This is a genomic window from Halorubrum sp. GN12_10-3_MGM, from assembly GCF_005435235.1.
GTDB classification, from domain to species: Archaea; Halobacteriota; Halobacteria; order Halobacteriales; family Haloferacaceae; genus Halorubrum; species Halorubrum ezzemoulense.
The window spans coordinates 24419-45045 of the sequence record NZ_SGUB01000026.1; the positions used below are offsets into that span (position 1 = coordinate 24419).

Annotated in this window: 18 protein-coding genes and 1 pseudogene; 11 read left to right on the forward strand and 8 right to left on the reverse strand. The window is 70.3% G+C overall.

The features are described from left to right. Window positions 1-69 precede the first annotated feature (69 nt). The 3 genes from EXE47_RS15370 (at window position 70) to EXE47_RS15375 (ending at window position 1172) form a co-directional block, all read left to right on the forward strand. A complete protein-coding gene (locus EXE47_RS15370; protein WP_137708507.1) occupies window positions 70-519 on the forward strand; it encodes a hypothetical protein in 450 nt (149 codons plus the stop codon). Window positions 520-596: 77 nt separating this feature from the next. After that, window positions 597-752 (forward strand): hypothetical protein, encoded by a 156-nt coding sequence (locus tag EXE47_RS18805; protein WP_017342671.1) that lies wholly within the window; start codon window positions 597-599, stop codon window positions 750-752. Window positions 753-755: 3 nt separating this feature from the next. After that, window positions 756-1172: an Hsp20/alpha crystallin family protein gene (locus EXE47_RS15375; protein WP_049931306.1), complete on the forward strand. Its 417-nt coding sequence runs from the start codon at window positions 756-758 to the stop codon at window positions 1170-1172. Between the two features lie 27 nt (window positions 1173-1199). Here EXE47_RS15375 and EXE47_RS15380 read toward each other — a convergent pair whose 3' ends face one another. Beyond that, window positions 1200-2498: an FAD-binding oxidoreductase gene (locus EXE47_RS15380; RefSeq protein WP_137708508.1), complete on the reverse strand. Its 1299-nt coding sequence runs from the start codon at window positions 2496-2498 to the stop codon at window positions 1200-1202. 465 nt (window positions 2499-2963) lie between these two features. On the opposite strand from EXE47_RS15380, the gene EXE47_RS15385 reads away from it, so the two are divergent. After that, complete coding sequence (locus EXE47_RS15385) at window positions 2964-3995, forward strand: glutathione S-transferase family protein (protein WP_049931308.1); 1032 nt, start codon at window positions 2964-2966, stop codon at window positions 3993-3995. A gap of 182 nt (window positions 3996-4177) precedes the next feature. Here the strand turns inward: EXE47_RS15385 and EXE47_RS15390 are convergent, their stop codons facing one another. From EXE47_RS15390 to EXE47_RS15400, 3 genes are read right to left on the reverse strand one after another with little or no spacing between them, the layout of a single operon-like run. Further along, window positions 4178-5260, reverse strand: coding sequence for a sugar ABC transporter permease (locus tag EXE47_RS15390; protein WP_049931310.1), 1083 nt, complete (start codon window positions 5258-5260; stop codon window positions 4178-4180). Further along, entirely contained in the window at window positions 5257-6252 is a 996-nt protein-coding gene (locus EXE47_RS15395; protein ID WP_137708509.1) for a carbohydrate ABC transporter permease, read from the reverse strand. The genes EXE47_RS15390 and EXE47_RS15395 overlap by 4 nt, the downstream gene beginning before the upstream one ends. A 15-nt stretch (window positions 6253-6267) precedes the next feature. Next, window positions 6268-7545 (reverse strand): extracellular solute-binding protein, encoded by a 1278-nt coding sequence (locus tag EXE47_RS15400; RefSeq protein ID WP_199237908.1) that lies wholly within the window; start codon window positions 7543-7545, stop codon window positions 6268-6270. A gap of 204 nt (window positions 7546-7749) precedes the next feature. Here EXE47_RS15400 and EXE47_RS15405 point away from each other — a divergent pair, with 204 nt between their 5' ends. The 6 genes from EXE47_RS15405 (at window position 7750) to EXE47_RS15430 (ending at window position 15901) form a co-directional block, all read left to right on the forward strand. After that, window positions 7750-8883, forward strand: a complete 1134-nt coding sequence (locus EXE47_RS15405; protein ID WP_094520025.1) for an ABC transporter ATP-binding protein — start codon at window positions 7750-7752, stop codon at window positions 8881-8883. A 455-nt stretch (window positions 8884-9338) separates the two neighbouring features. After that, on the forward strand, window positions 9339-11720 hold the full coding sequence (gene mutL, locus EXE47_RS15410) for a DNA mismatch repair endonuclease MutL (RefSeq protein ID WP_137708510.1): 2382 nt from the start codon (window positions 9339-9341) through the stop codon (window positions 11718-11720). A gap of 105 nt (window positions 11721-11825) precedes the next feature. Continuing rightward, window positions 11826-13370 carry a methyl-accepting chemotaxis protein gene (locus EXE47_RS15415; protein WP_049931314.1) on the forward strand — a complete coding sequence of 515 codons (1545 nt, stop codon included), beginning with the start codon at window positions 11826-11828 and terminating at the stop codon, window positions 13368-13370. Next, on the forward strand, window positions 13367-14110 hold the full coding sequence (locus tag EXE47_RS15420; RefSeq protein ID WP_086216779.1) for a bacteriorhodopsin: 744 nt from the start codon (window positions 13367-13369) through the stop codon (window positions 14108-14110). Before EXE47_RS15415 ends, EXE47_RS15420 begins: the two co-directional genes overlap by 4 nt. A gap of 139 nt (window positions 14111-14249) precedes the next feature. Then, window positions 14250-15410, forward strand: a complete 1161-nt coding sequence (locus EXE47_RS15425; protein WP_049931317.1) for a 3-ketoacyl-CoA thiolase — start codon at window positions 14250-14252, stop codon at window positions 15408-15410. Further along, complete coding sequence (locus EXE47_RS15430; RefSeq protein WP_094520640.1) at window positions 15407-15901, forward strand: hypothetical protein; 495 nt, start codon at window positions 15407-15409, stop codon at window positions 15899-15901. Before EXE47_RS15425 ends, EXE47_RS15430 begins: the two co-directional genes overlap by 4 nt. A 13-nt stretch (window positions 15902-15914) precedes the next feature. Here the strand turns inward: EXE47_RS15430 and EXE47_RS15435 are convergent, their stop codons facing one another. The 4 genes from EXE47_RS15435 to EXE47_RS15450 form a co-directional block, all read right to left on the reverse strand. Then, on the reverse strand, window positions 15915-16490 hold the full coding sequence (locus EXE47_RS15435) for a putative phosphothreonine lyase domain-containg protein (protein ID WP_089307926.1): 576 nt from the start codon (window positions 16488-16490) through the stop codon (window positions 15915-15917). An 83-nt stretch (window positions 16491-16573) separates the two neighbouring features. Further along, window positions 16574-17347, reverse strand: coding sequence for a metallophosphoesterase (locus EXE47_RS15440; protein ID WP_094579540.1), 774 nt, complete (start codon window positions 17345-17347; stop codon window positions 16574-16576). Further along, entirely contained in the window at window positions 17347-19047 is a 1701-nt protein-coding gene (locus EXE47_RS15445) for a hypothetical protein (RefSeq protein ID WP_137708511.1), read from the reverse strand. Before EXE47_RS15445 ends, EXE47_RS15440 begins: the two co-directional genes overlap by 1 nt. Beyond that, complete coding sequence (locus EXE47_RS15450; protein ID WP_086216785.1) at window positions 19044-20318, reverse strand: Single-stranded DNA binding protein; 1275 nt, start codon at window positions 20316-20318, stop codon at window positions 19044-19046. Before EXE47_RS15450 ends, EXE47_RS15445 begins: the two co-directional genes overlap by 4 nt. Before the next feature lie 125 nt (window positions 20319-20443). Here EXE47_RS15450 and EXE47_RS15455 point away from each other — a divergent pair. Next, window positions 20444-20627, forward strand: a pseudogene (locus EXE47_RS15455) (hypothetical protein); the annotation flags it as partial.

The window sequence follows — 20627 nt, forward strand, 5'->3', positions numbered from 1 at the left end:
CGGGAAAAGCGTGCGGAACGCCCGAGCCGCGCCGGATTAGTTATGGCGGAACGCGCGGAAACCCCGACCATGCCCTCCGAAACGCCCCCGAACGGTGAGACGACCTCCAGCGACGGCGCGCCAGCGCGCGCCGACGGGTCCGCTCGCTGGCAGCGAGTCGGAAACTACGTCTCGTTCGCCGCGCTCTGCGCGCTCGCCGCGATGCAGTTTCTCGGCACCAATCCCAGACCGTGGGGACTCGCCGCCGGCTGGGCCGCGGCGACCGCAGTCGCCGTCGGCCCGATCGCGTGGCTCGCCCGCGACCGCCTCTCGCCGGATCGCTACGAGACGCTGACCTACGTCGCCTTCGGCGCCGCGATCCTCGCGATCTCCGTCGGGCTGGGAGTCGCGCTTGCGTTCGAAATCCCGTCTCGCCCGTGCGGTCCCGGCTTCCTCGCCGGCACGGCGTTGGGTATCGCAGTCGTCGCTGTCGCCGAGCGAACCGTCGTGCCGGACCGGATGCGCGGTGCGGGGGTCTGAGCGCCGCATCGCGCGGTTCGCACCCCCGGCTCGCCGCCGCCACGCCGTTTAAGCCGCCGCCGATACTACGTCCGCGCATGCCATCGACGATGGAGGTCAAGTGCGTCAGCGACGACTGCGAGCTCGACATGTTCGAGAACCACTACACGTACGACGTGCCCGACGACCACGCGGTCGAGGACCTCTCGTGTCCGTACTGCGGCGGGAGCGACCTCGTCGAAATCGAGGTGTGAGCGGTGGATGGACTCGTCGAAAGCGGTCGCTCCGCGCTCCGTAACGCCCTCGAACGCGTCGGCCGCGGCTGGGGTCGCGTCCAGGAGCGCCGCCCGCTCTCGCACGACCTCCTCGAGAGCGACGACGCGTACCTCGTGGTCTTCGACGCCCCCGGCGTGCGCGGCGAGGACGTCGACGTCACCTTCCTCGACCGCACCGTCGAGGTCTCGCTCGAACGCTTCCGCGACTTCTACGACGGCTACGACCTCGTGTTTCCGGGCCGCGGCGTCTCGCTGTCCGGCAGCGTCGACCTCCCCCGCGACGCCGACGTGACGCCCGAGGGCGCGAACGCGACGCTCACGCGCAACGGGACGCTCCACGTCGAGATCCCCAAACGCGGCGGATCGAGCGATGTCGACGTCGTCGAAGAAGACGACTGACCCCCGGCTTCGGCTCTGCGGCCGCTGCTATTCCTCCTCCGTCCGGTTCGACAGCGACATGCCCTCGACGATCTCGAACGCCTCGTCGCTGTCGAACCGATCCGAACCGAACCGCGTCGGGTCGAACGCGCCGATCCACGGCGATTCCGGCCCGTCGAAGGCGGCGCCCGCGAGCGACGCGAGCACGCCCTCGGCCACCACTTCGCCGACGGCCGGCGCGCGCATGAACCCGTGGCCCTGCCAGCCGGCGGCGACGAAGAGCGTCGGATCGCCCGCCTCCGAGTCGACCGGGCCGACGAGCGGGTCGCCGTCCGGCGTCGCGGTACAGAGTCCGGCCCATGCCCGGGCGTCGTCGATCCCGCGGTCGACCCGTTCGCCGCGGTCGGGTCCCTCGCCCCCGTCGAGGCGGTCCCCGCGGGCGAGGCGCTCGTCGAGGGCGCCGGCGAGGTCCTCGCGGAACCAGTCGTCGGCCTCGCGGCGGTAGTCGTCGGGGTCGGCCGGGACCGGCTCAGTCCCGTCGCCCGCGAGCAGGCCGTCGGGGTGCGGGCGGAGGTACGCGTCCGCGGTGGCGTCGTAGACCATCGGCCCGTCGTAGTCAGTTTGGGTCACGAGCGCCTGGACCCGGTAGGGGACGACCGGGACGGAGACGCCCGCGTCCGCGAGGAGCGACCGAGCGTGTGCCCCGGCGGCGACGACGACGGCATCGAAGGCGCGCGTCTCGGCCGCCGGATCGCCGTCGGCTCCGTCGTCACCGACTCGGATGTGTCGTTTCGCGCCGGGCCGCGGCCCGAGCGCGACGGCGGTGTTCGTCTCGATCGCGACCCCCTCGCGACCGGCCCGGTCGCCGAGCGCGCGGACGTAGCTCGACGGGTCGGTCCAGCCGGCCCCCTCGGCGACCGCCGCGACGGCGAGGTCGTCGGTGCGGAGCGGCGGGAACCGTTCGCCGAGCGCGTCGGGGTCGACGAGCGAGACGTCGCGGCCGTGGCCGCGCATGCGATCGACCATCCCGGGAACGGCGTCGGCGTCGGGGTCGCCCTCGCGCACCGCGATCACGTACGGGCAGGGCGAAAACGAGAAGCCGGGCAGCGACCGGTCGAGTACTCGGAAGCGCTCGATCGACCGGGCGCCGACCGCGGCGTCGACGTCCTCGGCGTAGGCGTCGTAGAGGAGGCCAGCCGCGCGCCCGGAGCTCTCGGCCGCGAGCTCCCCGCGCTCGTAGAGGGTCACGTCGGCGCCGCGCGCCGCGAGGTCGTGCGCGGTCGTGACACCGACCGCGCCGCCGCCGACGACGGCGACCGTCGGCGCTACCTCGTCTGGGTCGGTCATGCGTCAGGACACGCGAGCGACGAGGAAAAGCCACCGGGACGGCGAGAGGACAGATCGACTGCGGCGGCGCGTGCCTGCGAGCGGCCGGAGCGAAGCGGCGGCCGCGAGGGGCACGCGCGAGGGAGCGGTGAGCGCTCGGAGAGCGCGAACCGCGAGGCTGGGGAGGGGTGAGGCTGCGATGCGGTTGCGGTGCGGTTGCGGTAGGTGGGACTCGAAGGGGCAGTCGCGAGGCGAACGCGGGCGACGTAAGCACCGCAACGAGAGAGCGAACGAAGTGAGCGACCGAGCGAGGAGCGCAGCGGGCGTGCGTTCGCCTCGCGGCTGGGGCTTCGGAGGAGTTCGCCGTCGATCCACCGCCTCTCGGTCGTGAATGGGAAGATCGTGATATGAATCTACACACCACATACAGCGGGTGACACGCGTGTCCCCGGCCACGTTATACGCGTCGAAGCCCACGCGTGTAGTATGAACCAGCTCGTGAACGGCGAGTGGCGCACAGACACCTACGAGACGACCGACGAGGAGGGCGCGTTCCAGCGCGGCGAGACGACGTTCCGGAACTGGATCGCGGGCAGCGACGTGCCGGACCACGTCGACGCGGAGCCGGACGAGCGCTTCCAGCCGGAGGCCGGTCGCTATCACCTGTACGTGTCGTACGCGTGCCCGTGGGCGCACCGCACGCTACTCGCGCGGTCGCTGTTGGGGCTCGAAGACGCGATCGGCGTCTCGGTCGTCGACCCGTACCGCGACGAGGACGGCTGGCAGTTCACCCCCGAGAAGGACGGCTGTACGCCCGACCGTCTCCACGACAGCGACTACCTGCGCGAGCTGTACGTCGCGGCCGACCCGGACGCCACGTGTCGGGTGACCGTGCCCGTGCTGTGGGACACCGAGGAGGAGACCGTCGTCAACAACGAGTCGCGGGAGATCCTCCGGATGCTCTCGACCGCGTTCGCGGACCTCGGAAACGACGTTTCGCTGCTCCCCGACGAAGACGACGACGCGACCGTCGCCGAGGTCGACGAGGTGATCACGGACATCTACGAGCCGATCAACAACGGCGTCTACCGCGCGGGCTTCGCCACCTCGCAGGCGGCCTACGACGACGCGATCGACGACCTGTTCGGCGCGCTCGACCGCTACGACGACCGGCTCGCGGACCGGCGCTACCTCGTCGGCGATTCGCTCACCGAGGCGGACATCTGTATGTTCACCACGTTGGTCCGCTTCGATCAGGTGTACCACACCCACTTCATGTGTAACCAGCAGTTCATCCACCAGTACGACAACCTCTGGCCGTACCTGCGCGACCTCTACCAGACGCCGGGCGTCGCCGAAACGGTGAACATGGACCACATCAAGGAGCACTACTACACCACCCACCCCGACGTGACCCCGACGCGCATCATTGCGCGCGGCCCTGACCTCGACTTCGAGGCCGACCACGACCGCGACCGGCTCACGGGCGCGCCGCCGGCGCCGACGGCAGACGACTGAGCGAGAGCGGTTCCGGGCGGCTCCGCCTGTTACCGGATACATCTGGTTCTTTGACCGGGTGAATCCGGCCCCGTTACCAGACGACTCGCCCCGGAGCGACGCCGTCGGTCAACGGGGCGGCCGAGAATGAGGAGACGACGAGAACGAAGGGAGAACCGAGAACGGTCCGCGTGGAGGCCGGGCTACCCTTCCATGCCGCCGAACGACAGGCCGTCTTCGACGGAGCGCTGCGCCGCGAAGTAGACGATCGCGACCGGCAGCGCGAACAGGTTCGCGAACGCCGCGAACCGAGTCCACGGCGTCGAGAACCGGCCCTCGGTCGCGATGTTGTACAGTTCGACCGAGAGCGGGTAGTTCTCCGGGCGCAGCAGGGTCTGCGCGATGATGAACTCGTTCCACCCGGCGAGCCAGACGAAGATGAGCACGACCGCGAGTCCCGGCTTCGTCAGCGGGAGGATCACCTCCCGGATCGTCTCCAAGAAGCTCGCGCCGTCGACCATCGCCGCCTCCTCGTAGGAGACGGGGATGTTGTCCATATACGTCTTCAGCAGCCACGTGTTGAACGGGATCGCGGACGCCGCGTAGAACAACCCGAGGATGAACAGGTTGTTCGTGAGCCCGTAGGAGCTGAACAGCGAGTACAGCGCCACGAGCGTCGCGATCGACAGCCCGGCGCCGATCTGCGTGAACAGCACGTAGCCGTAGAGGATGCGCTTGCGCCCCACGAACTGTCGGCGCGAGAACGCGTACGCCGCCGGGACGATCATGCCGAACCCGGCCGCGAGCGTTACGCTGACGATGTAGAGGCTGTTGAACACCGCGCCCGGACCGGTGTCGGTCCCGGCCCACCGGAAGCTGACCAGCCCGCCGCTCCCGCCGAGGACGAGCTGGGGGTACCCCCAGTCGCCGTCGACGAAGAAGAAGTCAGACTCGAAGATCACCCACCGATACGCGCCGAGGTTGTACGTCGACGGGTCCGGGAAGATGCCGCTCGTGTTGAACAGCCGCGAGCCCTCCGCGAGCGACGCGGTCGTGATCCAGAACAGCGGGAACAGCAGCACGAGCACCATCGCGAGCCCGAACAACGTCATCAGGACGCTCTTCGTCACGTCCCACGAACTGCGCTTCCCCGTGCGGACGTCGTAGATCGCGCGCCGGATCATCACGGAGAACCGCTTCGGTGCGGTCGCAAACGCGACCAGCTTCGAGCGGACCAGCGCGACCGCGGAACCGACAAGCGCGACCGCGGACTCGAGGGGGCTCATTCGTCACCCACCCCCTCGGCGAGGCCGCCGTAGCGCACGGCCACGTACATGAACATGCCGACGAAGGCGATCCCGACGATCAGGATAGCCGCCGACAGGCCGAACTGGTTGAACGTGATCGCCTCGCGGTAGCCGTACACGATGATCAGCTCGTTCTGTCTCGACGGCCCGCCCTGATTGAACACCCACGGGATCAGGAACTGCTGGAACGAGGTCGCGGCCGTGAGGATCGACGCGAACAGCACCGGTCCCTTGATCGCGGGCAGCGTCACGGTGCGGAACCGCTGGAGCGCCCCCGCGCCGTCGACCATCGCGGCCTCGTGGAGCGACCGGGGCACGTCCTGTAAGGCGCTCACGATGATGATCACCATGAACGGGTACGCCAGCCACACCTCCGTGGTGACGTACGCGAAGAACGCCTCCCAGCGGCCGCTCAGGAAGCCGATCGGCACGTCGAACAGCAGGACCTGTGGCGCCGACAGCGACGACATGAGCTCGTTGTATCGCCCCAGTATCGTGTTGAACACGCCGTATCGCGCGTCGCTGAACATTCCGCGCCAGACGGTGATCGTGAAGATGCCGGGGAACCCCAGCGGGACGATCACCGCCGCGCGCATGTAGCGCTTCCCGGCGACGCGCACGTGGTTGAGCAGCAGCGCGATCCCCACGGCGAGGAACACCTTGATCACGAGCGAGACGGCGACGAACAGCCACGTCGTCGTCATCGAGGTCCAGAACTGCGAGTCGCCGATCAGCTGGGCGTAGTTCGCCAGCCCGATCAGGTCGGCGCCCCCGCCGATCACGGACCCCGCGAACGTCGCGTCGGTCAGCGAGATGTAGAAGAGGTAGAAGATCGGGTACAGCATGAAACTCGAGAAGAGCAGCACGCCGGGCGCGACGAGGAGCAGCCCCCAGTCGCGACTGGAGAACGGCAGCGCCGATCGGAGACGCGCCAGCCCGCTCACGCCGGTTCCAGGTTGCGAAGAGGCCATCGCTCCGAGGGGTGCCTACAGCGCCTCCCGGATCTCGGAGGCGGCCTGGTCGAGCGCGGCGTCGCTGTCCTGCTCGTCGTTGAAGACGCGCTCTAACGCCTCCGTCACGGGCGTCCAGACGCTGTCCATGTCCGGGTGCGTCGGGATGGGGACGCCGTGGTCGACCTGCTGGGCGAACGCCTGGACCTCGCTGGAGAGGTCGTCGTTGCCCACGACATCGGCCAGCACGGGGATGTACCCCTGCTCTTCGGCGTTGGTCTGGATGATATCCTCGTTCGTGGTGTACCACTCGGCGAGTCCGGTCGCCGCGTCGACCGTGGACTGGTCGGCGTCGGCAAGCATCGAGCTGAAGTAGAACAGCTGGATGCCCGAGTACGAGCGCGGGTGGTTCCCGTCGACGGTCGGCAGCGTCGTGACGCCGAGGTTCTCGACCTCGCCGCTGAGGTTGCCGAGCTCCCACGGCCCGTTGATCGCGAACGGCGCGAGTCCGTCGGCGAACGCGACGATCTGCGACTCGTAGCCGGGGTCGGCCGGCACGTAGTCGGACAGCGTTTCGAGGGCGTCCATGCCCCGCTTACACTCGTCGCTGTCGACGCCGACTTCGAGGTTCCCCTCGTCGAAGATGTTCCCGCCGTACGCCTGGATGAACCCGCTGACGAAGTAGGGGTTCGTCACGGGGTACGAGAGGCCGTACTCCCCGTTCTCCGGGTCGTGGTACTCCTCCATGATCGAGACCATCTCCTCCATGGTCTCCGGCGGCTCGTCGACCATGTCCTCGTTGTAGAACAGCGCGACGGTCTCGGAGGCGAACGGGAGCCCATAGAGGCCGTCGTTGAACTGCGCCGCCTCCCGCGCCGCCTGCGTGTAGCTGTCGAGCGAGACGTCGACGTCGTCGCTCGCGTCGTAGAGGAACGGCGGGTCCTCGCGGACCGCGAAGCGGCCGACCCAGTCGTGCGCCCAGATCCACGAGTCAGGGCCGTCGCCGGCCGGGATCGCGGTTTCGAGCTGCTGGTCGAGCTCGCCGCCGGGCGCCTCCTTGTTGATGGTGTTGCCCGTATCCGACTCGTACTGGTCGATGTAGTCGGTCAGCGCCTCGTCCTCCGCGTCGGCCAGGTCGGCCCACAGCCGCGCGGAGCCGGTGGTGCCGCCGTCGGAGCCGTCGCTGCCGTCCGATCCGTCCCCGCCGTCGGAGCCGTCCCCGCCGTCGCCGCCGGTGCTGATACAGCCCGCGAGCGCCGCGAGCGCAGTCGATCCCCCCACCGCCTTGAGCAGCGTTCTACGTTTCTCGTTCATGTGACTAGAACAAATGATGAATTATATTTTCATACATTTAGTGTTTGGGGTACGTCCCGATCGATCCGGATCGATCTGCGTCGAGTTCAGGACTCGACGATCGACTGGACCGACGCGAAAAGCCGATATTTGAGAAGAGATCTTTCACCATATATCAAGAAAACAGCAAAGAACTCATATGCCAGCGGACCCGCCATCAGGGAAATGGCACGCGTCACGCTCGATACGCTCCGAAAGGAGTTCGACCGGGGAACCATCGTCGCCGTCGACGACCTCGATCTGGAGATCGACGACGGGGAGTTCGTGACCGTTGTCGGACCGTCGGGCTGTGGGAAGACCACCACACTGCGAATGGTGGCGGGCCTCGAAGAGCCGACGTCCGGAACCGTCCACTTCGACGACGAAGACGTGACCGACATCCACGCGAAGGAGCGCCCGGTCGCGATGGTGTTCCAGAACTACGCGCTGTACCCCCACAAGACGGTCCGCGAGAACATGGCGTTCGGGCTCAAGATGAGCACGGAGATGACCACGGAGGAGCGCCACGAGCGCGTCCGCGAGATGGCGGAGATGATGGGCATCGAGGACCTCCTCGACGACAAGCCCGACGAACTCTCGGGCGGGCAGAAGCAGCGCGTCGCGCTCGGCCGCGCCATCGCGCGCGAGCCCGAGGTGTTCCTTTTCGACGAGCCGCTCTCGAACCTCGACGCGAAGCTCCGCACGGAAATGCGCGCGGAGATCCAGAAGCTCCAGAAGGAGTTCGGCGTCACCGCGATGTACGTCACTCATGACCAGGAAGAGGCGATGACGATGGGCGACCGGCTCGCCATCCTGAACGACGGCGAACTCCAGCAGGTCGGCGAGCCCACCGAGGTGTACCAGAACCCGGTCAACGAGTTCGTCGCCGGCTTCATCGGCTCGCCGTCGATGAACTTCGTCGACGTCGACGTGGAGACGGACGGCGCCGGCGCGACGATCCGGAACGAGGAGGCGGGGCTGGACCTCGATCTTTCTGCGGAGTACGTCCGGGGCCACGACCTTCGGAACGGCCGGTACACGCTGGGCATCCGCCCGGAGAACATCGTCTTGGACGAGTCACCGAGCGGCGACGAGAACCTGCGCTCGACCGTCGAGGTCGTCGAGCCGATCGGCTCCGACAACTACGTCCACCTCACCGTGACCGAGGACTTCCTCGCCCGCTCGCCCGCCGACGTGAAGCCGGAGGCCGGCGACGAGGTCGGTGTCTCCTTCGCGGAGGAACACATCCACCTGTTCGACCCCGAGACCGGCGAGGATGTGTTCCTCACCGACGAGGAGATCGCGGCCGCGGTCGCTTGAATAAGGTCGATTTTCGGAGACAGTCCGGACCTGTGAACCGTTCGTTCGTACTTTCCCTGCGCGCTGTGATTTGAGGCCAGTGGAACCCCGACAGACACCGGTAAAGCCCCAGTCGCGTGGCGGGCGCACGCTCGCTGCGCTTCTCAGTCGGTCGCGCTGCTCGCTCCTTGCGGTGCTTGCGTCGCGCGCCTTCGCCCTCGCGACTGACCCTTTGACTCACCCCGCACCGCAACCGCACCTCACCCCTCCCCAACCTCGTCGCTGGCACCCTCCGCTTCGCTCCGGGAGCCGGCGACTCCCTCGCGCGTGCCGTCTCGCGGCCGCCGAGGGCGGCCGCTCGCAGGCACGCGCCGCCGCAGTTCATGTATGCACAGCGGCACCACGCGAGCGCCTCCCCTCACGCCGTCACCGCCGACAACGGCTTGAAGTGCGCGCTCGTCCGACGGAGCGTACGAATGGAGCCGCCAGACATCGAGCGGTTGGACGAGCGGACCGTCCAGCGGATCGCGGCGGGCGAGGTCGTCGAGCGGCCCGCGAGCGTCGTGAAGGAGCTGGTCGAGAACAGCCTCGACGCGGGCGCGAGCCGCGTCGCCGTCTCGGTCGAGGCGGGCGGGACGGAGGGGATCCGCGTCCGCGACGACGGCGTCGGAATCCCCGAGGACCAACTGGAGGCGGCCGTCGCGGAGCATGCCACCTCGAAGATCGGCGACATCGAGGACCTCGACCGCGGCGTCGCCACGCTCGGCTTCCGCGGCGAGGCGCTGTACACGGTCGGCGCGGTCTCGCGGCTCACCGTCCGTTCGCGCCCCCCGGAGGCCGAGGCCGGCGCGGAGATCACCGTCGCGGGCGGCGACGTGGGCGAGGCCCGCCCGGCGGGCTGTCCCGCGGGAACAACCGTCGAGGTCGACGACCTGTTTTATAACACTCCCGCGCGCGAGAAGTTCCTCAAGCGGACCGCGACCGAGTTCGATCACGTCAACACCGTGGTGACCGGGTACGCGCTGGCGAACCCCGACGTGGCAGTGTCGCTCGAACACGACGGCCGCGAGACGTTCGCGACCGAGGGGAACGGCGACCTCCGCTCGGCCGTCCTCGCCGTCTACGGCCGCGAGGTCGCCGAGTCGATGATCGACGTGGAATGGACGCCGGAGGGAACCGACGCGGGCGACGACTCCGCCGACGCACCGGTCCGGCGGGTGACGGGGCTCGTCTCGCACCCGGAGACGACGCGCTCGACGCGCGACTACCTTTCGACGTACGTCAACGGGCGGTACGTCACCGCGAGCGCGCTGCGCGAGGCGACGTTGGAGGCGTACGGCGGTCAGTTGGCCCCCGACCGCTACCCGTTCGCGGTCCTCTTCGTCGAGGTCCCGGCCGGCGACGTGGACGTGAACGTCCACCCCCGCAAGCTGGAGGTCCGCTTCGACGAGGAGCCTGCGGTCCGGGAAGCGGTCGAGGCGGCCGTCGAGGGAGCGCTGCTCGACCACGGCCTGATCCGGTCGACGGCGCCCCGGGGCCAGTCGGCGCCCGACGAGACGGCGGTCGCCCCCGAGACGCCCGACACCGAGGCCGTGGGCGGCGCGGACACCGACCACGAGCGCGCCGCCCGCGAGGGGCGCGAGTCCGCGGCAGTCTCCGACTCCGGGACGCCAGGCGACCCCGGAACGTCGGCGAACACTGAAGATCCCGGCCGAACCCCGGACTCGGTGACCGACGCCGACCCGGGTCAGGGCGACGACGACCCCGCGACGCCGACCGAACTGGACCCGTCCGACGACGCGGCGTGGGCCGTCGACGACCTCGGCGAGGGGGAGAGGACCCGGGCCGAACCAACGGCAGAGCCCGCGGGCGAGCCCCGGGACGGCGACGCGAATCACAACGCGAGCGGCGACGACCGACCCAGTCCACAGAGCCGGCAGAGCGACGGCGCGGAGTGCGAGCCGAGCCGAGGCGAAGCGGTAACCAGCGACGAGACGGCAGTCGGCGACCAAACGAAAGTCGGGGACGGAACGACGGTCGGCGACGGAACGACGGTCGGCGACGGAACGACGGTCGGAGACGAAACGACGGCTGGCGACGAGACAGCGAATGGCAGCGAAGCGGCGGGGGGCGACCGGAGGGGAGCCCGGGCGGACGCGGCTCGGTCGGTACCCCGAACACGGGCACGGACCCGGCAGCGGACGCTGGACGGCGAGGCGACCGAGGCCGAGCGCGAGTTCGACTCGCTGCCTCCGCTGCGGGTGCTCGGTCAGCTTCATGAGACGTACGTCGTCGCCGAGGCGCCGGACGGGCTCGTGCTGATCGACCAGCACGCGGCCGACGAGCGCGTGAACTACGAGCGGCTGAAGGCGACCGTCGCGGACGGCGCGGAGGCGCAGGCCCTCGCGGAGCCGGTCCGCGTCGGGTTGACCGCCCGCGAGGCGGCGCTGTTCGAGGAGTTCGTCGACGAACTCACCGAGATCGGATTCCGTGCGGAGCGCGCCGACGAGCGCGAGGTCGCGGTGACGGCGGTCCCGGCCGTCTTCGACGCCGCGCTCGACCCGGACCTCCTGCGAGATTCCCTGTCCGCGCTGGTCGACGACGCTGCCGAGGGCGACGAACCGGTCGTCGACGCCGTCGACGAGCTGCTCGCCGACCTCGCCTGTTACCCCTCGGTGACGGGGAACACCTCACTGACCGAGGGCCGGGTCGTCGACCTCCTCGACCGGCTCGACGCCTGCGACAACCCCTACGCCTGCCCGCACGGGCGTCCGGTCGTGATCCGGATCGACCGCGAGGAGATCGGGTCGCGGTTCGAACGCGACTACCCGGGACACGGCGGCCGGCGCGCGGAGTGAGCCCGGCGGCGCGAGGACCTGGATCGAGGCTCGGCGAGGCGCCCGGATATCAGAACTGATAGTATCGGGGCGCCGTTTAACACGTCGGTTTCCCTGATGGATCACATGCCGATCGCATCGGTGAAAGACAGCTACGGGGTGAAACTTGGCGTCGGATACGTGGCGACGGGGGCGTTCATCGTCGCCGTCGGGCTGGCCACCGACGACGCGAACGCGACGGTCGTCGCGGCCGTCGCCGGTCTCCTGACGCTCGGGTCGATCAACGCGGCCGAGACGATCGCCAGCGTCACCGAGATCGGCGCGCAGACGCGGCGCGTCGCCAACGGGGACATCGACAGGGAAGTACAGTCCACCCGAACCGACGAGTTCGGGGAGCTCGCGGGATCCATCGAGCAGATGCGGGTCTCGCTGAAGGACCGACTGACGGAGATGGAACGGACCCAAGACGAACTGGAGAGCGCGCGGGCGGAAGCGACCGAGATGGCCGACCGCTACCGGCGGACGGCCGACCGGTACGCCGAGGTGATGGAGGAGGCGGCGACCGGCGACCTCACGCGGCGCGTCGACGTCGACGAGAGCGACGAGAGCCTCGCGACCGTGGGCGAGTCGTTCAACCGGATGATGGACGACCTCCAGGGGACGGTGGAGACGGTCCGCGAGATGGCCGACCGGATCGAGGCCGACGCCGGCGAGATGGCGGAGATGAGCAACGAGGTCGAGCGGCGCGTCGCCGGCGCGACCGAGAGCGCGACGACGATCCGGGGACAGGCGGGCGATCAGCGCGCGGAGCTCGAGTCCATCGCGACCGACATCGAGACCATCAGCGCGTCCGCCGAGGAGATCGCGGCGACCGTCGACGACCTGTCGGACCGGAGCGAGGCGGTCGCGGCGACGAGCGACGACGCCCGCAGCTCCTCCCAGAGCGCGCTGGCCGAGATGGCCGAGGTCGAGGAGGAGGCGGAGCAGGCCGTCGACCGGGTCGAACAGCTTCAGGACGGGATGGACGAGATCACCGAGATCGTCGACATCATCGGCGAGATAGCGGAACAGACCAACATGCTCGCGCTCAACGCCTCGATCGAGGCGGCCCGGGCGGACGGCTCCGGCGACGGCTTCAGCGTCGTCGCCGAGGAGGTGAAGGAGCTCGCCGAGGAGACGCAGTCGCGCGCGAACGAGATTGATACGATGATAGACGACATCGCCGACCAGACCGAGGAAGTGACGGTGTCGATCCGGTCGACACAGGAGCGCGTCCAGACCGGGACCGACACTGTCGAGTCGACGCTCTCCGACATCGAGACGATCGCCGACTCCGTCGACGAGATCAGCGGCTCGCTCGGGGAGATCCGTCGGACGACCGCCGACCAGGCCGACACGGTACAGGACACGGCCGGCTCCGTCGACGAGATCACGGAGCTCAGTACCGAGACCGCGGAGACGGCGGAGCAGACGGCGACGGAGATACAGGAGGGCCAGTCGGTCGTCGAGGACGTGTCCGACTCCCTGCGCGAGTTCCAGACCGACGCCGTGACGACGCTCCAAGACCGGGTCGCGGCGTTCACCGTCGATGAGACGTCCGGCGCCGACGGGCCGGCCACCGGGGGCGGAACGGCGCGCTCGCGAGCGACGACCGACGGAGGTGCGCGATGACGGGCGCGGTCAGCGCCGCGTACTGGATCGCGGCGGTCGCCTTCCTCGTCGGCCTCGGGATCACCGCGGCGCTGTACGCGAAGCTCGGCGAGTCGGAGGACCGCGGTCGCCTGGCCGCGCTGGCGGTGATACCCGGCTTCGCCGGGCTCGCGTATGCCGGAATGGCGCTCGGTATCGGAACCGTGACCGTCAACGGGGCCGAGCTGGTCGGCCTCCGCTACGTCGACTGGATCGTCACCACCCCGCTCCTGGTCGGGTTCATCGGCTACGTCGCCGGCGCGTCCCGCCGCGCGATCGCGGGCGTGATGCTCGCCGACGCGCTGATGATCGCGTTCGGCGCCGGGGCGGTCGTGACGGGCGGGACGCTCAAGTGGGTGCTGTTCGGCGTCTCCTCGATTTTCCACGTCACGCTGTTCGCGTATCTGTACGTGGTGTTCCCGCGGGCCGTTCCCGACGACCCGATGCAGCGGGGGCTGTTCAGCCTGCTGAAGAACCACGTCGGCCTGCTGTGGCTGGCGTACCCGTTCGTCTGGCTGATGGGTCCGGCGGGGATCGGCTTCACCACGGGGGTGGGCGCCGCGCTGACGTACGCCTTCCTCGACGTGTTGGCGAAGGTCCCGTACGTCTACTTCTTCTACGCCCGCCGACAGGCGTTCACCGACGTGGTGTCGGCCGCGACCGCTGACCGCGAGGACGCGACCGACGCGGTCGGCGACGGCGCGCCGACCGCGGCGGACTGAACCGGGCTCGCAGATCCTCGCCGGGGGCGGGTGAGACGGCGAGGCGCGACCTCGACGGCGGCCGACGGTGTCGGGACGGACGGACCCCACCGCGGCCGCGGAGAGGTACGTTTTAGGCGACCGCGGTGGACCCACCGACATGGAACGCGTAGCGATCGTCGGCGCGTCGATGACGCGGTTCGGGCAGCGCGACGCTTGGATCCGGGAGCTGCTGGCGGAGGCGGGCGCGGCCGCGCTCGACGACGCCGGCGTCGACGGCGGCGACCTCGATCACCTGTACGTCTCGAACATGGCCAGCGGCGAGTTCGAGGGGCAGACCGGCGTCCCGAACGCGCTCGCCCACGACCTCGCCGCCCAGCCGGCGTACACGGCGCGGATCGACCAGACCTCCTCCTCAGGCGGGGCAGGGGTGTACGCGGCGTGGCAGTCGGTCGCCTCGGGCGCGAGCGAGGTCACGATGCTGGTCGGCGGCGAGAAGATGACCCACCGGACGACCGCGGAGGCGACGGACGTGATCGCGTCGCTCACGCATCCGGTGGAGTACAGGCAGGGCGTCACGCTCCCGTCGTTCGCGGGCCTCACGGCGCGGCTCTACCTCGACGAGTACGACGCGCCCCGCGAGAGCCTCGGGAAGGTCGCGGTGAAAAACCACCGGAACGGCGTGGACAACCCTCACGCGCAGTTCCGGAAGGAGGTCGACCTCGACACGGTCCTCGACTCGCCGATCGTCGCGGACCCGCTCCGACTGTACGACTTCTGTCCGATCACGGACGGCTCGGCGGCGCTCGTGTTCTGTCCCGAGTCGGTGGCCGAGGAGTACGCGCCCGACGGCAACTACGCCGTGGTCTCGGGCATCGGCGGGGCGACGGACACCCACGTCGTCCACGAGCGCGCGGACCCGACGACGATGGGCGGCGTCGTCGACTCCTCCGAGGTCGCCTACGAGATGGCCGGGATCGGCCCGGACGACGTCGACGTGGCCGAGCTCCACGACATGTTCACCATACTGGAGTTCCTCCAGAGCGAGGACCTCGGCTTCTTCGAGAAGGGAGAGGGGTGGAAGGCGGTCGACGAGGGCGTCACCGACCGCGACGGCGACCTCCCGATCAACACGTCGGGAGGGCTCAAGTCCAAGGGCCACCCGCTCGGGGCCAGCGGCGTCGCGCAGGTGTACGAGATAGTCAAGCAGGTCACGGGCGACGCCGGACCGCGGCAGGTCGAGGCCGACACGGGGCTCGCCTGTAACGTCGGCGGGTTCGGGAACTGCGTGACCACCACGATCTTGGAGGGAAGCCAATGAGCGACCACGAGACGACCGACACCGACGCGGACGGGCAGGGGGACAGCGCCGAACCGACCTTCGAGGCCGCCGAGTACGCCGACGGCACGGTCACGTACCCGCCCCACACCGTGGGCCCGAACGGCGCCGAGCGCGTCGGGACGGTCGACCTCCGCGAGTACGAGGCGCGCGTGGTGACGTGGACGACCTCGACCGCGACGCCCCCGGGCGTCCGCGAGCCGAACACCCTCGCAATCGTCGAGTTCGAGATGGGCGACGACTACGACGGGCCGCCGGTCCGCGCGCTCGGACAGATAGCCGAGCGCGACGAGGCAGGCGGCGTCACAGGCGACGACGGGGACGATAGTGACAACGGCGGCGACCAGTTCAGCGTCGATATCGGCGACCGGATCGAGCCGGTGTACGCCGACGAACTGCGCGAGCCGGGCGCCGGCATCCGCGAGCCCGAGAGCCAGGACTGGGACGGCTTCCAGTTCCGCCCGGTGGAGTAGCCGGACGCGAATCTCACGCGCGGAACCGCGCCGCGTCGGAGTCGGCGAGCGGGCCGAGCCGCGCCTCGTGGACCCCGCCGAGCGTGTACACGTCGGGGCGGTATCGGATCCGCTTGGTCACCCCGTGTTCCTCCCTGAGCCGGCGTCGAACCCGGTCGACGTCCGTTCGATCGAAGTAGTTCGGCGTGAACACGAGCACCGCGTGGTCGGACTCGCCGAACGCCTCGCACCCGGCGGCGGTCGCGACCTTCGCGTCCCAGAACCGCTCGGCCGCGACGTCGTCGACCACCGCCTCCCAGAGGTCGTCGACCGCCTCCGCCGGACGCTCGACGAGCCACTTCCCGCTCAGGTACGTCGTCTCCAGCGCGAGGCGGTCGGCGTCGCGGACGGTCTCGGGGCCGGCCGGTAGCGACTTCTTTCCGGCGTCGATCCCCGGTGCGTCCGCCTCGGTCGTCGCAGCCGGCCGCATCACGTCGTGCGCCGGGAAGTAGCCGTCGCGGGCCTGGCGGGGGAACCCCGTCACGTGTTTGACCCGGAGCCAGTGCCACCCGGCCTCGTCGATCGCGGTGGGCGAGCGGTCGGTGACCATGGGGCCGGTTCCGCGTCGCGGGACAAAACGGTCTCGTCGGCGGAGCGGGGCGGAACGGTCACTCCGCGATCGGTCCGCGGCGTTCAGATGTCCCGGTAGTCCCCGAGCCGCGCCCCGTCGAGCAGGTAGGCGTCCGCGGCGGGGAGCGCCGCGGGGAGGTACGGCGCGAGGAACGACTGGCCCTCGACGTTGACCCACGTCCCGCCGGAGCGCTCGTTGAACGCGGGGAAGACGACGAGCTCCGGCGGATCGGCCGGCGGGCCGGGAGTATCACCAGACTCGGTGAACGCCGCGGGGTCGAGGGTCCCGCGGAGCCACGCGCGCTCGACGCGCGACCCGCCGACCGAGTCCTCTAGTCGGACCTGCGGGTGCTCGTGGCCGGTACAGATCACGTCGGCGTCGCGGAGCGCGGGGTCGGGCCACGTGTGGCCGTGACAGACCGCGACGCCGGAGGCCGACCCGCGACCGAGCCGCCCGCCCTCGGGGCCGATCACGTCGAGGTCGGCCGCGAACGCCTCCGCGACGCCCGCGTCGTGGTTCCCCTCGACGAGCGTCATCGGGACGCGGTCGGTGACGGCGCGGATCAGGGCCTCCAGCTCCTCCCGTTCGTCGCCGTCGGGTGCGCCGATCCGGTGCGCGAGGTCGCCGAGGACGACGAGCCGGTCGGCGTCGGTCTCGGCGACGAGGTCGCAGAGCCGCTCGCGGCGCTCGTCGGCCCGGGAGTCGAGTTCGACGCCGCGCTCGTAGCGCAGTCCGACCTCGATGCCCGCGTGGACGTCGGCGACGAGCAGCGCGCGCTCCGCGCCGAGGTCGGCCACCGCCGCCGGCTCGCCGACGACCGGCTCGACCCGCGCCATCAGATCGGCTTGAGCAGCCCGTCGCCCGGCTCGTAACACTGCCCGCTCATCAGCGCGTCCTGAATCGCGTCCTCGACCGCGCCCGGTTCGACCCCGTGGTCGTCCGCGACGCGCTCGACGACCGCCTCGCGGGGCGCCCCGTCGCCGTCGTCGAGGTCGTCCATCGCCGCGACCGCCGCGGCTTCGAGGTCGATGTCGTCAGCTGCGTCTCCGTCGGTCTCGGCCTCATCTCCGTCGTCCGTCGCGGCGGCGGTGTCGGGCTCCGGGCTCTCTGCGGCGGCCGAATCGTCCGCGGCCGCCGCGGAGTCCTCGTCGGGCTCTTCGACGATCTCCTCGGGGTCGGGCACGTCGATGTCGGCCTCGCCCGGCTCGTCGACCTCGGTCCCGGTCGCGAAGTCGGTGCCGAACTCGGACTCGATCTCCTCGCGCTCCTCGTCGTCGAGCTGGTACATGTCGTCCCCGTCGGCGTCCGGGTCGGGGGAGGGGCTCGCGCCCTCGTCGCCCCCGGCGCCGAGGTCTCCGATGTCGTCATCGCCGCCCGCGTCGAGGTCTCCGATGTCGTCTCCGTCGTCACCGGCGTCGAAGTCGCCGAGGCCGCCGTCGTCGGCCGCGGCACCTTCGTCGGTCGTGACGCTATCGTCGGTCGGGGTACTCTCGTCCGTCGGCTCGGTGGAGTCGCCCGCATCGCCGAGCGATCCGGAGTCGGCGGTCGCGGTCGCCTCCGGTTCGGCCGTCTCGCTTTCCGAGGATTCCGCGGATCCGGCGCCCTCCATCTCGGCCGCGTCGTCGAGCAGCGACTCGGCCTCGGCAGTCGATCCGGCGGCGGCGGTCGACGAGTCGGCATCCGCGGTCGACGTGGTAGCCTCGGCGGTCGGTTCGCCCTCGCTCTCACCGGTGGCGGGTTCCGGGTCGGAGCCGACGTCCGCGGCCGCGGTCGCGTCGGCCTCGGGCGTCGCCGCCGGCTCCGCGATCGTCACGTCGGTGTCGGGGAGCGGACCGATCGCGGTCGCGTCCCCCTCGTCGGGGGCGACGTCGATCGACCGGACCTCGTCGCGGTCGCCCGCGATCAGCTCGAGCGCGTCGACCGCGAGCCGGCGGACCGCCTCTGCGTACGCCGCGGTCGTGCCGTAGTGGTCGAGCGCCTTCGGGATCCCGGCGGCGAGCGGAGCCGGGGCGCCGCCCGCCTCCAGCGCCGCGCGGAGCTCGTCGCCGCGCAGGTCGGAATCGAGGGCCTGCTCGAACGCCGCGAGGCGGTCGAGCGTCGCCTCGGCGGCGGAGACCACCCAGCGGTCGCGGGTGTCGGCGTCGACCTCGTTGAGGCTCTCCGGGCGGACGGAGGTGAAGACGCGGTCGGAGTCCTCGGGCTCGAAGGTGCGCGCCTTGCCGGTGAGCGCGACGAACGCCGGCGGGTCGGCGCGCTCCAAGAAGGTCTGCGCCTCCGGCTGGTACTGCCCGGCGTAGGTGACGAACGCACCCGACGGGTCGACGACGCGACCGCGCCGCGTCTCGTCGTTCACGCGCTCGACCTCGGTGAGCACGCCGGCGGTGAACAGGCGGTTCACCCGCGCGCCGGTCGGGGTGACGACGTAGTTGGGAGCGCGCTCCTCGTCGCTCTCGGAGTACGACAGCGAGGCGTCGTCGAACTCGGCGGCGAACACCCGGTAGGCGACCTCACGCGTGCCCGGCCCGTCGTCGCTCATTCGCCCACCTCCGCGAGCGCGGCGCGGGCGTGGGCGGCCGGGTCGTCAGCGGCGATCTCGAACTCGGCCGCGTCGAGGGTCGCGCCGTAGTCGTCGACCGAGAGGTTCCCGCGGACGCGGTAGGCGCGCCCGACGAGCGAGTCGGCGATGTCGTCCGCGACGACCTCCTTGTCCATCGCGTCCTTCGCGGCGGCGAGGGCGTCGTCGAGCCCGCCGCCGTACACCTCGGCGGTGAGCTCGTCGTCCAGGACGACGGTCACGGTGTCGGTGCCGTCGTCGAGGATGGCCTTCACCCGTAGGTCGTCCTCGCCGTCCACGTCCCCGTGGCTCCGGCACTGGCCGTTCTGGACGACGCGGCCGCACTCGGGGCAGCGCTCGATGAGCCCGGAGCCGTCGCGGACCTCCAGCACGTTCCCGACGACCTCGACGTCGAACATTCCGCCGGAGCCGACGGCGTCCGCGACAGACAGCCGCGGGGCGTCCTCCGCGACCTCGACGGGGTCGGGGAGCGGCGTCACCGTCGAGAACTCGGTGAGGTTGATCGAGGGGACGCCGCGGAACTCCCGGACGTACACGTCCTCTATCCGGAGGTCGGCGCCGACCTCGATCTCGGAGCGCGGCTGCCAGTCGGTGAAGGGGAGCTTCGCCGTCTCGTCGCCGACGACCCCTTCGAGGATCTCGGTCTCGCCGTCGCGCCCGGAGATGGTCTTCTCGTCGACCTCCAGCACGCGGACCTCCACGTTGCGGCCGCGGTCGCCGGCCGCGATGTCGACGAGGCTGCGGTCGCCGCCCACCTCGCGGTCGACCGAGACCTCCTCGTCGGCGATGGCGACCGTCGTCGAGTCGTTGAGGTTCAGCTCCGGCGCCCCCTCCCACTCGCGGACACCGGCGTTGCCGATCGTCAGCGAGTCGCCCGGCTCGAAGCCGAAGTCCTGCCACGCGGTGTAGGAGATGACGCCGGTCTCGTCGGCGATTTCGCCCTCCCGGATCGTGAGGTCGTCCCCCTGATACCGGATCGTGCGCGTCCCCTGCGTCAACACGCGAACCGTCACCGTCACGCCGTCGTGGTCGGTGGTGATCTCGCCCACGTCGACGGCGTCGGGCGTCGGCGTCGAGCCGCCGCCCCCGCCGCCGTGCTTCCGGCGGACGCTCTGTTTCGCCTCGTCGATGGGGACGCTGTACTCCAGTAAGTTCTGTAGGTCGGCTTTGACCTCCTCTTTGTCGACGCCGAGGTCGGAGGCGAGCTCCTCGGCATGGCTGTTGACGTCCATCGAAGCGAGGTTCGGCGCGGCCGCACAAAAGGATTCACCACCGGTGAGCGCCGGCGACGGACCGGCCCGCGGCGCCGTCGGGGACGGCCGGTAGGGCTAAACCGTCCCCGGTCGCAACGTGGGGCATGGACGAAATCGACATCGACGCGCGCGTCACCGACGACCGCACGGTGATCGACGTGGCCGGCACGCGAGACGTCGCGGTCGTCGTGCGGTCGGAGGGCGGCGAGCGGATCTACCTTCCCCCCGAGGGGTTCGACGACCCGGTCGGGGGGTCGCCGTACACCTCGCCGTATCAGGGCGCCGGGG